The sequence below is a fragment of the Micromonospora ureilytica genome, from assembly GCF_015751765.1.
GTDB lineage: Bacteria > Actinomycetota > Actinomycetes > Mycobacteriales > Micromonosporaceae > Micromonospora > Micromonospora ureilytica.
Map to the genome: position 1 here is coordinate 1294623 of NZ_JADOTX010000001.1, position 12916 is coordinate 1307538.

General features: G+C 69.9%; 10 protein-coding genes. 3 read left to right on the plus strand and 7 right to left on the minus strand.

What is annotated here, in order from left to right:
• Positions 1-69: 69 nt before the first annotated feature.
• The 3 genes from IW248_RS05660 to IW248_RS05670 form a co-directional block, all read right to left on the minus strand.
• The gene (locus IW248_RS05660; RefSeq protein ID WP_124820112.1) at positions 70-732 is read right to left on the minus strand and encodes a response regulator; all 663 of its coding nucleotides are present in this window, start codon (positions 730-732) and stop codon (positions 70-72) included.
• Positions 729-1868, minus strand: a complete 1140-nt coding sequence (locus IW248_RS05665) for a sensor histidine kinase (RefSeq protein WP_196925979.1) — start codon at positions 1866-1868, stop codon at positions 729-731. The genes IW248_RS05660 and IW248_RS05665 overlap by 4 nt, the downstream gene beginning before the upstream one ends.
• Before the next feature lie 80 nt (positions 1869-1948).
• Positions 1949-4273: an ATP-binding protein gene (locus tag IW248_RS05670; protein ID WP_307787772.1), complete on the minus strand. Its 2325-nt coding sequence runs from the start codon at positions 4271-4273 to the stop codon at positions 1949-1951.
• A 107-nt stretch (positions 4274-4380) separates the two neighbouring features.
• On the opposite strand from IW248_RS05670, the gene IW248_RS05675 reads away from it, so the two are divergent.
• The gene (locus IW248_RS05675) at positions 4381-4980 is read left to right on the plus strand and encodes a hypothetical protein (protein WP_196925981.1); all 600 of its coding nucleotides are present in this window, start codon (positions 4381-4383) and stop codon (positions 4978-4980) included.
• A 168-nt stretch (positions 4981-5148) separates the two neighbouring features.
• On the plus strand, positions 5149-6411 hold the full coding sequence (locus tag IW248_RS05680; protein WP_196925982.1) for a prolyl oligopeptidase family serine peptidase: 1263 nt from the start codon (positions 5149-5151) through the stop codon (positions 6409-6411).
• Between the two features lie 70 nt (positions 6412-6481).
• On the opposite strand, the gene xynC is transcribed toward IW248_RS05680, so the two are convergent.
• From xynC to IW248_RS05700, 4 genes are all read right to left on the minus strand, one after another.
• The gene (gene xynC / locus IW248_RS33650; RefSeq protein WP_372431902.1) at positions 6482-8200 is read right to left on the minus strand and encodes a glucuronoarabinoxylan endo-1,4-beta-xylanase XynC; all 1719 of its coding nucleotides are present in this window, start codon (positions 8198-8200) and stop codon (positions 6482-6484) included.
• A gap of 202 nt (positions 8201-8402) precedes the next feature.
• A complete protein-coding gene (locus IW248_RS05690) occupies positions 8403-8927 on the minus strand; it encodes a hypothetical protein (protein ID WP_196925984.1) in 525 nt (174 codons plus the stop codon).
• Positions 8928-9047: 120 nt separating this feature from the next.
• Entirely contained in the window at positions 9048-10706 is a 1659-nt protein-coding gene (locus IW248_RS05695) for an RICIN domain-containing protein (protein ID WP_196925985.1), read from the minus strand.
• A gap of 8 nt (positions 10707-10714) precedes the next feature.
• The gene (locus IW248_RS05700) at positions 10715-12217 is read right to left on the minus strand and encodes a family 43 glycosylhydrolase (RefSeq protein WP_231396193.1); all 1503 of its coding nucleotides are present in this window, start codon (positions 12215-12217) and stop codon (positions 10715-10717) included.
• Positions 12218-12477: 260 nt separating this feature from the next.
• On the opposite strand from IW248_RS05700, the gene IW248_RS05705 reads away from it, so the two are divergent.
• Positions 12478-12912 carry a glutaredoxin domain-containing protein gene (locus IW248_RS05705; RefSeq protein WP_196925986.1) on the plus strand — a complete coding sequence of 145 codons (435 nt, stop codon included), beginning with the start codon at positions 12478-12480 and terminating at the stop codon, positions 12910-12912.
• Positions 12913-12916 lie beyond the last annotated feature (4 nt).

A 12916-nucleotide genomic window follows, 5' to 3' on the forward strand; every position in this document is an offset into this window, starting at 1 on the left:
CGGCTCATCGGCACATGGGCCGCGATCGGGTCGGCCCATGGTCGGACGCCGTCGTCGTACTTTCGCCGCTCACCAGTGCCTCCGGCTGCGGTTGGTCTCGTACGCCCACATCGCCACCTCGACCCGGTTACGCACACCCAGCTTGGTCATCAGGCTGGTGACGTGCGACTTGACCGTGCTCAACGTGATGTAGAGCTCTTCGGCGATCTCCTGGTTGGTGCGTCCCCGCGCAACGGCGACCAGGACCTGCTCCTCCCGGTCGGTGAGCGCCTCGATGGGCTGCTGGCGCGGCGTGCCCGGATCCGCGTCGGCGAACGCCTTCAGCAGCCGGGTGGTGACGCTCGGCGCGATCAGCGCGTCCCCGATGGCGGCCGCGTGCACGGCCTGGCTGAGCAGGTCGGGACCGGCCTCCTTGAGCAGGAAGCCGCGGGCGCCGGCCCGCAGTGCCGCGTACACGTACTCGTCGAGGTCGAAGGTCGTGATGACGACCACCGCGAGCGGCTCCGGGACCGTTGGCCCGGCGAGCGCCCGGGTGGCCTCGATGCCATCCATGACCGGCATGCGAATGTCGAACAGACACACGTCCGGGCGGAGCCGCCGGGCGAGTTCGACAGCCTGCCGACCGTCGCCAGCCCCACCGACGACCTCGATGCCGGGCCGCGTGTTCAGGATGATGGTGAGGCCGGTGCGGACGATCTCCTGGTCGTCCGCCACGAGCACACGAACCGTCACGCGCCGGCCCCCTCGCGCGGGAGAACGGCCGTGACAGTCCATCCACGGTCGGGATTGGGGCCGGCCTCGCACGTGCCGCCGAGCAGGTCGGCGCGTTCCATCATGCCCACCAGGCCGAAACCGGGCGAGCCGGTCGCGCGGGCCGCGCCGGCCTCACCATCGTCGCTGACCCGCAGGCGCACGGACATGTCGTCGGCCGCGACGCTGACCTCGATGCGGGTGGCGTGGCGGGCGTGGCGACGGGCGTTGGTGACCGACTCCTGGGCCAGGCGGTAGAGCGCGGAGCCGACCGTGGGCGGAAGGTCGCCGAGGTCGCCGCGCAGATCCACGTCGACGGTCGGCCCGGTGCGGAAGTGGTCGGCGAGCCGCTCGATGTCGGCGACCTGCGGGTTGGGCCCCAGGTCGGCGGGCTGGTCGCGGCGCAGGACGCGGACCATCGCGCGCATCTCGGCAAGCGCACGGGACGCCTCGGCCTCGATGGTGCGCAGCGCCTCGACGGCGGCGTCCGGTTGGCTCGCCGATGCGGCGATGCCGGCCTGGGCGCGGATCGCCATCGCCGACACGTGGTGGGCCACCGTGTCGTGCAGGTCACGGGCGAGCCGTTCACGTTCCAACAGCTTCGCCTGATCGAGCTCGCGCAGCCGGGCGGCGGCGCGGAAGCGGATCGCGACACCGAGCGTGGCGGCGGCGAACATCACCGCGAAGCCGGCGACCAGTTCGCCGCCGTCGACCGAGCCGACCAGACCGGCGGCGGTCACCTTGGCCACCACGAACAACGAACCGAGCACGGCATCCCGGCCGGCGCCCCAGCGGAACAGCGCGTAGACCAGGACGACCAGGAAGCTCGCCGTGAACAGCTGGCAGGGATCACCGGGCAGCACGAACGGGGCGACAGTCGTGCAGCCGAACGCGATCACCACCATCGCGAGCGGCCGAGTGCGCCGCCACCGCAGCGTGGGCAGCAGCGCGAGCGCGACGACGACACAACCGACCCGCCACGGCAGATCGGGCCGGGAGATCCCCTCCACCACGATCGCCGGCGCGAGGACTGCGATCACCGCCCAGTCGCGCCACACCCGCGACGGGGTGGGTGAGACACGAGGCTCGGCCAACACCGCGTGCAGTCGAGGGTGCATGGAACCCATCGTACGAACGGTGGTTCGACTTCAGATCGTCCCAAAGTACGACCGGGGCTGTTCGCTGGTCGATGGTTCGATTACGCGAGCTGGAGCTTGGTGCCGACGGCGGCGGCGTCCGGGTGGTCGAGGGCCGTGAGGATGTCCAGTGCCCGCTGCCAGTCGGCCCGGCCGGAGGTGGGGTCGCCGAGGGCGTGGCGGGTGTCGCCGAGCCGGCTGAGGGTGTCCGCCTCGCCCCAGAGGTCGCCGAGGTCGCGGGTCAGCTCGAGCGTGCGCTCGTAGCACTCCACGGCCCGGCCGTACTGGCCGAGGTGGTGGTGTGCGAAGCCGAGGCTGTCCCAGGTGGCGGCTTCGCCGGCGCGGTCGTCCAGCTGTTGGAGGAGTTCGAGTGCCTGCTCGCAGTACGCCAACGCGCCGAGGTGCTCGCCGAGCTGGGCGTGGCACCAGCCGACCGCGTTGAGCGCGTCGGCCTGGGCCCGACGGTGGCCGGCGGCCTGGGCCAGGACGAGGGTCCGCTGCGAGTGCTCGAGGGCCTTCCGCGGCTCGCCCTGCCGGTCCCACAGCGAGGCGAGGTTCTGGTGCGTACGCGCCTCGCCCTCCGCGTCTCCGGCACTGACGTACAGGTCGAGGGCCCTCTCGAGGTGGCCCAGCGCGTCGGCGTACTGGTTGACCACTGTGTGGGCGCCGGCGAGGAAGCGGTGCGCGACCGCCTGCGCGACCGGGTCGCCGAGACGCTCGGAGGCCAGCAGCGCCGCCCGACAGGTCTCGACGCGGTCCTGCCAGTGCCCCTGCCGGTCCAGGAACGTGTCGAGGGCCCGCCCCAGCCGCCAGGTGTGCGCGTCGAACCCGGTGCCGGCGGCCTGCCGGAGCGCGGCGAGCAGGACCGGATGCTCGGCGGTCAACCAGGCCATCGCCTCCGCGTGGGTGGTGGGCCGCTCCGGACGCACACCGGCCACGGGCGGGGTCATGAGGTGGTCGACCGGGTCGCTGTGCGGGCGCAGCAGGGCGTCGGCGGCGTGGGTGGTGTGGGTGTAGTGGTCGAGAAGCCGAGTCGTGGCGGCCCTGCGGTCCGGCTCGGGATCGGTGTCGTCGCTGAGTTCGGCGGCGTACGCCCGCAACAGGTCGTGCGCGGTGAACCGGCCGGGCCGGTACTCGGCGAGCAGGTTCGCCCGGGTCAGCTCGGTCAGCGACCGGCGGGTTCCATCCGCCGGAAGACCGGCCAGGCTCGCCGCCGCTGCCACCGTGATGTCCGGGCCGGGGTGCAGGCCCAGCAGCCGGAACAGGCCGGCCGCCGCCGTGGTGAGCGCCGTGTACGACCAGGAGAACACCGCTCGCACCTCGCCGACCGCGTCACCCGCGTCCAGTGCGCCGAACCGCCGACCGGCCGTTCCCAGCTCGGTCGCGAGGGTGGCCAGCGGGAAGCCGGACTGCTGGGCTCTGGCGGCGGCGATGCTCAACGCCAGCGGTAGGCGGGCGCAGGCGACGATGATCGCCTCGGCGGCCTCCGGTTCGGCGGCCACCCGTTCGGCGCCGAGCCGATGGGTGAGCAGGTGACCGGCCGCGTCGCGGCTGAGCAGGCCGAGCGGGATCGGGTGCGCGCTGTCGAGGCCGACCAGCGAGGTGAGCTGATTGCGGCTCGTCACCAGCACCATCGTGGTGGGTGTGCCGGGCAGTAGCGGACGGACCTGTTCGGCGTCCCGGGCGTTGTCCAGCACGATGAGGATCCGCTTGCCGGCCAGCGCGCTGCGGTACAGGGCGGCCTGGGCGTCGAGGTCGGCGGGCACCCGGGCGGCCGGCACCCCGAGCGCGTCCAGGAAACCGTGCAGCGCCTTCGCCGCGCTCAGCGCCTGCACCCGGGGGTCGTAGCCGCGCAGGTTGACGTAGAGCTGACCGTCGTCGAACCGGTCGGCGACGCGATGCGCCCAGTGCACGGCCAGGGCGGTCTTGCCCACCCCGGCGGTGCCGGAGATCGCGGCGACCACGACGGCGGTGGGCGCGGCGACGAGCTTGTCCAGAAGGGCCAGCTCGTCGTCACGCCCGGCGAGGCTGGCCACGTCGGCGGGCAACTGTCGGGGCACCATCCGGTCGGGTGCGCGCGGCGCACGGCGGCGGCTCTCCTCGATCCGGTCCCGGGCGGTGGCCAGCGAGCCCTGCTCGGCCGGCGTGGCACCGAGGAGCCGAACCAGGGCGTCGAGCCGGTCGGTAGGCGGCAGCGTCTTCCCGGTGAGGTATTCCGCGATGGCGGTGTGCGACCAGCCGGTGCGGGCGGCCAGCTCGCGGTAGGTCAGCTCACCGTCGCTCTGTTGGCGTGCGTGTCTGCGTCGCAACGCCCGCAACAACCCGGCAAGGTCGTCAGGCGTCTGCGCCCCCGCAGCATTCAGCGTCCTGCCTCCCGCCGCCGACAATCGACGTTCGTCAGTGTACGGCGGTGTACGGAATCGCGGCAGAGGCCCGCCCCGATCGGCGATCCTGCTCCGGTGCAGAGCGCACTGATCGAACCATTGGAGGTCATGTGTCCGTACATCTCAAGCCTCTGGTCCTGGCCCTGACCGTGCTCGCGGCGACGCTCACCGTCCCGGCGGCGGCCGCGTCGGCGGCACCCGGCGCGGCCATCTGCAAGACGAAGGCGGCCTGCGCCGACGGCGGCCTGCGCGCGACCTCGTCGGGCGGCTCGGCCCGCACCACAGGTGACATCGCCACCAACGCGATCCCGGTGCCCACGCCGCCCGCGTTCCCGCCGGGGACCCCCTGCTACCGCGAGGAGGTCTCCGAGGAGGTCTACGAGACAGCCACCTACACCACCATCTACGAGCTGTACTTCCAGGCGAGCGTCTGCCTGTTCCCCAACGAGATCGTGCTGTACGGCCTGGACACGTCCCTCTCCTTTCCCAACGACGTACAGGACCCCCGACTGACCTCGATGCAGTTCGTCGTCCGGGACCAGATCGTCAACTACAGCCCGACCGAGAAGGACGGCTACTCCGAGCTGTGGGTGACCTTCTGCCCCGACCCGGCGCAGCCGAGCGCCTGCCAGCGGTACCTGCACCGGCTGGGCCTCATCTTCAACCCCGCCTGGGTATACCCGTTCTCGGTGTTCCAGCGCCTGAGCTGACTGTGCGGGCGGTCCTCCTCCCGTGACCGATCAGGGCGTCTTCCACGTGGCTCCACCGACGTGGGGCGCCCTGATCGCCCGCGCCGGCACCGGTTGCCAGCGGATCTCGGCGGCGTTACGTTGAGATGTCATCGACGAACATCTACCTCGCAAGGTACGGGGGCCCGCATGTCCACGCCTGTCACTCGTCGCACCGTCCTGGCCGGTGGGGCCGGCGCCGCCATCGGCCTGGCCCTGCCCGGCCTCGCCGCCCACGCCGGCGGTCGCCATCCCACCAGCGTGAGCTTCACCCTCGACGCGACAACGCTCGACGGCGGTGAGCAGGTCACCTCGGTCACCCTGGACACCGGCCGGCTCGGGCCGATCGACCCGGCCGGGCTGACCCCCGGCACGTTCACCGTGCACGCCAAGGCCACCAGCCCGATCCCGATCGCTCCCGGCGACCAGATCTTCAGCGAGTACGACCTGGACCGCACGGTGACAGCGGCCCGGCTCGACCGACACGGGAACATCGTGCTGGAGCTGGGTCACGCCGAAGGTCAACCCGGCGGTGGCACCCTCGGCTACATCCTGAGCAGGGGCCGCAACGTCCGACTGGACCTCGTCTACACCATCACGCAGAACACCCCCATCGTCAGGCGTCACGGCTCGCCGGTCACCATCACCCGCTTCGTGCAGACAGGGCTGTCGAACCCCGAGGTGGACGCCTTCAGCTACCACGTCTCAGGCTCGGGTCTGAAGTACCGGCTGTACTCTCCCGACCACTCGCCCCGGGGTCGGCGTCCGCTGATCGTCTGGCTGCACGGCGGGGGCGAGGGTGCCGCACTGCCCGACGGCTACTACGACAACGAGACCACGCTGCGCGCCAACCGCGGCGCGCTCGGCTTCGCCACTCCGCAGGCACAGCGGATCTTCTCCGGCGCGTACGTCGTCGCTCCCCAGAGCACCTCCTACTGGATGGAGGACGGCCCCCGGTTCGCCCCGCTGATCCGCGAGATCGTTCGAGACCTCGTACGCCGCGAGCGGGTCGACCCCGACCGGATCTACGTGGTCGGCTGCAGCAACGGTGGCTACATGTCCCTGGAGATGACCTCGACCTATCCCGACCTGTTCGCCGCGTCGGTGCCGATCTGCGGCGTCGTCGAGCCGCTCAGCGGGGAGGGTCCGCCGCTGATCACCGACGCGGAGCTGGCGAAGATCCGGACGCCGACCTGGCTGGTCACCTCGCGCGACGACGACACCGTGCCACCCGAGACCAACACGATCCACGCCCACGACCTCATCCCGGGTTCGCTGCTCAGCCTCTACGACCACGTCGTCTGGAACGGCTACCAGTTCCCCGGCCACTGGTCCTGGATCTACGTGGCCCGCAACGACCCGAGCCTCGACGGCACCCGCATCTGGCAGTGGATGGCCCGCCGTCGTCGGTGATGCGCCGACCGGTGACGCGGGAGTTCGGCTCCGGGTCGGCCAGGTGAGGTCGACCCGGAGCCGGTGACGTTCAGCTGACCTGGGTCAGGCGCCAGTTGTTCCTGGTGCTGCCGTTGTCGGCGTACTGGACGGCCTGGGTGCCCCAGGTGCTGGATCCGTTGAGGATGGCGAGCACCTTGCCGCTGTTGACGTTGCGGATCCGGTAGGAGCCGTCGCTGTTGGCCACCAGTGTCCAGCGGTGGTCGGCGGTGCCGTTGTCGCTCCACTGCATGACGCGGGCGTTGTCGGCGGTCGACATGTTCTCGACGCCGAGGACCTTGCCGCTGTTGACGTTGCGGAACCGGAACGCGTTGCCGTCGGTGACCCGGACCCAGTTGTGGTCGGCGGTGCCGCTGTCACCCCAGACCACGGCCAGACCACCGTCGGCGGTGGACATGTTCTGTACGCCGAGAACCAGGCCGGTGTCGACGTTGACCAGCTTGTAGGTGCCCCCGGGGCTGCTGGTGCCGCTCACGTTGGTCACGAACGTCATCACGCTTCGAGCGGGAAGGGTGACGGTGAGCGAGCCGTTCGACATGCTCAGCGCGCCCTGGGGCGCCACGGTCCTGCTCCCGTCGGTCAGCCAGTTCGAGACACTGCCGGACGCGGTGGCGTTGGACAGTGTGAACTGCTGGCTCACCGACGAGGTGTTCTTGTTGACGGCGACGATGACGACGGTGTCGCCACCCCGGTACGCCGAGACGTAGACGTTCGACGCGGGGTTCGCCGTTGCGTCGATCCGCACGTATCCGGGGCGAACGAACCTGGCGAAGTGCGCCATCATGGCACCGCGCTTGCTGATCTGGCCGTCCTCACGCATGGGGCCGTAGCTGCGCCGGAGGTACCACCAGACGTACGCCTGGAACTCGGCGTCCACCATGGCGCGGTGGATGTGTTCGCCCACGTCGAGCGCCTCGGGCCAGGCGTCACCCGAATTGGTGTTGCTGTTGGGGTAGTAGACCTCGGTCATCCAGAGTTCCTTGCCCGCGCCCTTCTGCTTGAAGAGGGGGTAGGCGAAGTTCGAGTACGACGTGCCGTAGAGATGCGCACCGATGATGTCCACGTTGGCGAGCGCCGTGGAGTCGTTGAGGATCGGGTCCGACACGGACTTCACGTACTGGAAGGACTCCGGCGCGATGACCCTGGTGCTGATCGAGCCGGCGTTCTCCCGCAGGAAGCGGAGCATCTCCGTGTTCGTCCACCATGTCCACTCCGCCGCGTAGTCCGGCTCGTTCTGCACTGATATGGCGTGCAGGTTCACCCCGTTGTTGCGCATGTACGTGGTGAAGTCGTTCAGGTGTGTGGCATAGGCGCCGTACGAGCTGTAGCGGAGCCGCTTCGCGTTGGTCTGGTTGCCGCGGGTGAAGGTCTCGATCATGCTGGCCGGCGGGTTCCACGGTGAGGCGAAGACGGTGACGCCGAGCGCGACCGCGCGTTGCGCCGTCGCCAGATCACGGCTCCAGTCGGCCTGGTTCTCGTTGACGGGGATTCTCAGCAGGGAGAACCCCAGTCGGCCCTCGCCGGTGCCGAACGCCGTGTCCCGCTGGGCTGCTGTCAGGTCGCCGATCCAGGCCGCGTGGGCCATGGCGCCGAAGCCTCGGATCGTCTGCCGCGTCGCGGACGGGTCGATGCTCGCGGGTGCGGCAACGGCTTCGGTGGCCCCTACGACCGTCGCGACCGCTGCGACCGGTACGGCCCCCATCGTCGTCAGGATGGTTCGCCGGGTCAGCCGTTTCCGTTCGCCGGTCACTGGCTCATTCTGATCGTGCGTCATTGTCGTGTCCTCCTGGGTGGTGGTGCGCGCCTTCGCGGTCCCGTTGGCCCGGTCGACACCGGTCTGCTGCGCTTGTCACGGGGTTCACCGTGGTTCGACGACCACTCCGGCTCCGATTGATCGTCACAACTGTTAACGCTAACAGAATTGTTACGCGCCTGGCATCGACTGGCGTGGATCACTGCTTGCGGCGCAGCTCGCGCAACACGCCGTGCCGGCGCACCGCCCACGTGAGGCGTCGGACGCGCGGGTGCCACACGAACAGCACCGCCGCCCGGCGGATCAGGCCGAGTCGGTTGTCGCTCATCTGGTTCTCGATCGCCTGCCAGATCAGCTCGCGTACCTTGGCGCTGGCCAGCACCGCCCGCACCTCACGCCGCACGGCAGGGTCCTCGGCCGCCGACGTGATGGCGGCAGCCTGACCCGGGCGGTCCGCGAGCGGCTCCACCGCCGCCGCGACGAGCGGTCTGCGTACCTCGTCCTGCTCCAACAGCAGCAACACCGCTTCCCGGATCTCGACCGTCTCCAGGGCGGACCGCAGCAGGCTCAGCAGGCTGCGCTCCACCTCATGGTCATGATCGGGGACGGACAGCGTCGCCAGCAGCCCCGCGATCTCCTCGAGATCGACGACGTGTCGCACCCCGGTACGGAACTCCGGCAGCTCCCACGCGACCTGCAGGGCCTTGACGAGATTGCGGTTCATGGGCCATCCGCTACCCGCAAGCGCCAGCCGGTGAAACCCCGCGACCGCTCCGGGCGGCAGCACCAGCCACGATCCGGCGAGGAGCGGCCGCCCGGGTTCGGGCGGCCGCTCCTCATCGGGTCAACACCACGTCAGCGTCGAATTGATCCGCGTGACGTTGCTGATCGTGTTGTTCGCTCCACCGCAGGGGCTCTGGGTGATGTTGGTGCCGCTGACTGTCAGATTCTGGAACCGGATGCCGGAGGAGATCGGAAACTCGGTGCGCGCCGCGATCCGCACCTCACCACCGCCCGTCACCGTCCCGGACACCCCGGCGATGACGACGTTGTAGCAGTTCTCCACCAGGATCGCGTTGTTCCCCGTGTTCGAGATCGTCACCCGGTCGATGACCGCGCCGCCGGACTCGGACACGCAGAAGATCCCCCGGCCACCGCCGGACGCGAGCACGGTTCCGACCCGGATGTTTGTCGGGTACGAGTTGCCCACCCGGCCGTTGCGGTTGGCCATCCGGAACGCCGCGTACCCGGTGCCGGCCCCGGCGCCCTGCGCGTCGACAGTGCCGACCGTGGCGTTGATCGTGTCGTTGAGCAGCAGGCCGGAGTCCCGGGTGTTCCGCGCCGTGACAGTGCCGATCGTCAGACCGTCCACGCCGTACGTCTCCACCCCGTGCGTACCGGTCCCCGACACGTACACGTTGTCGATGCGGATGTTGCGTACCTTGACCGCTCGATCCCCGCCGTGGTTGTCGATGCGGACGCCCAGACCCGCGGAGAGCCGCATGTCGATCTGCCCGAGGGTCAGGTTGTTCACGTTGCGCATGAAGATCCCGTACAACGGTGAACCGGTCAGCGTGAGGTTCTGCACCTCGACGTCAGTGGTTCCCCGCGAGTACACCGGCGCCTGGTCGCCCGAGCCCGACCCGGTCACGTTGATCGTGCCGCACACGGCCAGGGTCGTGTACGACGGCAGCGACAACCGCGAGCCCGCGCTCATCGAGCCGGAGCCGCGAACCACCACCCGCTGCTTCGACGTCCGACCCACCGACAGCGAGTTGACCGCCGCCTGCATCGCCGACAACATGTCCGAACCCGAGTAGACAGTTGACGAGCCGTTGCGGGACGTCCAGGTGCTCCCGCTCAGTACGGCCTCGGCGTTGGTCGACCCGCTGCCACAGCCGGTGGCCGGTGGCGTGCTGCCACCGCCTACCGCGACCAGCTGCCACTGTTGGTTCGTTCCGTTGAGGTCGGCGTACTGACTGATCCGGCCGCCGTCGACGGTGGACCGTTCCCAGACCTCGAGTGCCTTGGCGGAGTGGCGGTTGATCAGCCGGACATGGCCGCCGTCGGAGTCGAGGACCTGGAACTGCTGGTTGGTGCCGTTCTGATCGGCATACTGGCGGTACTCGGCGCCGTCGGCGGTGTTCCACTCCCAGAGGTCGACGACCTTGCCGCTGTGCCGGGCCTTGAGGCGGTAGTAGCCGCTTCCGGAGGCGACGAACTGGAACTGTTGCCACGCGCCGTCGTTACGGGACCACTGCTGGATCACGGCGCCGTCCGCCGTCGAGGTGTCCCGGACGTCGAGGACCTTGCCGCTGTTTCGGTTGACCAGGACGTAGTAGGCGTTGGTGTCGATGCTCGCCGCAGTTGCCGGCGGTGCGCCGACTAGCACGGCAGCGGCAGCGCCGACCAGTGTGGCGATCATGGCGAGCGTCAGGCCGGTACGCCGGCCGCGCCGGGCCGATCCGCCGTCGGACGGTCTTCTCGTGCTGGTGAAGCGCATCGCTCCTCCTACTCCAGATGGAAGGTGGCCGAGGCGCGGTCGGCGCTCGAACTGACCGCCTCGATGTAGAGCAGTCCGTCGCGGTGACGCACGTGTCGGCCCGGGAAGTTCTGCGACTCCAGGGAGATCCCGGCGCTGTCGGCGAGGCCAGCCTGACGACGGAAGCTCGCGTCGCCGCCGAACAGCGCCGAACCGTCGTTCTTCTCGACGTAGAGGGCGTAGCCACGGTGGCGCAGGTAGTACCCGGGGAAGTTTGTCGACTCCAGCGACACCGATCCGCCGCCGGCGAGGCCGGTGACGATGCGGAACTGCGAGTCGGCCAGGTTTGTCACGTTCGGCTCGATCCGGGCCCGGTAGTCGTAGTGCCGGATGTAGCTGCTGGCCTGGTCATGGGACCGCAGCCGAACCGGCGTGGCCCCGTCGGGCACCGGGATGCCGAAGTTCGGGGTGCCGTCGGCGTTCCAGTACACCTTCTGCAGTCGGGTGCGTCGGTTCGGGTCGTTGAGCGGATCGCCGCTGATGTCGCGGTAGTTCCGGTCGTGGTAGACGAGGATGTCGCTCTGCCCGTCCTCGGAGACGGTGAACGAGTTGTGGCCGGGGCCGTACTGGCTGGTGGCCGCGTTGCTGGCGAACACCGGGCTGGGGCTCTTGCTCCACGAGGCGGCATCGAGCAGGTTCGCGGACGCCGAGGCGCTCAACATCCCGAGGCAGTAGTTGGCGTCCGTGGCGCTTGCCGAGTAGGTCAGGAAGATCCGACCGTTGCGTTGGATCACCGCCGGCCCTTCGGCAACCCGGTAGCCGCGGGTCTCCCAGTCGTACGTCGGCACGACGAGCCGGGTCACCGTGCCCGTGATCTGCCACGGGTTGGCACCCATCCGGGCGAGGTAGACGTTGGAGTTGTTGGGCGTGCTCGGCTCCTGCTGCGCCCAGGTCAGGTAGCGGACCCCATTGGCGACGAAGGTCGAGGCGTCCAGGCTGAAGGTGTCCCAGGGTGTCGTGATCCGGCCGCGCTCGGTCCACGAACCGGTCAGCGGGTTGGCGTTGGCGTTCTCCAGCACGTACATCCGGATCCGCCACACGTCATCGGTCCGGCCCGCGGCGAAGTAGACGTACCACCTGTTGTTGATGAAATGGATCTCCGGCGCCCAGATGTGGGCGCCCATCTCTCCGCTGGTGTGGCGGCTCCAGATCGTCGTCTCCGTCGCCGTTGCCAACCCCTGCAGGGTGGTGGCCCGTCGCAGCACGATCCGGTCGTACTGCGGCACCGTCGCGGTCAGGTAGTAGTAGCCGTCGGTGTGCCGGAAGATGTGCGGGTCGGCCCGCTGGTTCACCAACGGGTTCGTGTAGTTGACGGCCGGCGCGGCGTGCGCCGGCCCGGCCACGGGCAGACCGGCCGACACGGCGAGCACGACCAACACCGCGGCCAGCACCGACCGCAGACGCCGAGGGCCACCGCGGCTGGCAGACCCTCGGCGGGTGATCGGATCGGTAGGAGCGAGTGTCAGCGGCATCTGTCCTCCGCGAGATTCGGAACGGCCATTGACCAGCACAGGGAACACCGCCGCGATGCCGTAGCCGATCCGGTCGACGCCACGCGGTGACGTCGGGCAGGACCGGGGGGAGACGCACGAGGGGCTGGGAATGTGACGGTGGCGTTTCATTCAGGTGGCGGACTTATGTTGGCGTTAACATCGATACATGTCAAGGCGTGACACCCGCCCACCCGGTCGGAGCGGCGACCGTCGGCGTACCTGCGAGTAGTGTCCTCGGCGTGCTGCGACGGTGGATGCTGGCGATCCTGATGGTGACGTGCGGCGTGCTGGTGGCGGCGTCGCAACTGACCGCCGGCCTGCCCGTCGTCGGCGGCGTCGAGTTGTTGGTCTTCCTGGTGTTGGCCCTGCTGCTGTCGCCGTGGGCCTTTCCCCGCTCGGTGGGCGCCGCCGAGGCGCAGCGGGCCAGCGCGGTGGACGGCCGGCCGATCGTGTACTGGCGTCCCGGCTGCCGCTACTGCCTTCAGCTCCGGTTCTCCCTCGGCCGGCTCGCCCGACGCGCGCACTGGGTGGACATCTGGCGCGACCCGGCCGCTGCTGCCGCCGTCCGGGCGGTGGCCGGCGGCAACGAGACCGTTCCCACCGTCGTGCTCGGCGATCAGGCTGTCGTGAACCCCGACCGGTCCTGGGTCCGCGAGCAACTCCGCTCGTCCTGACCCG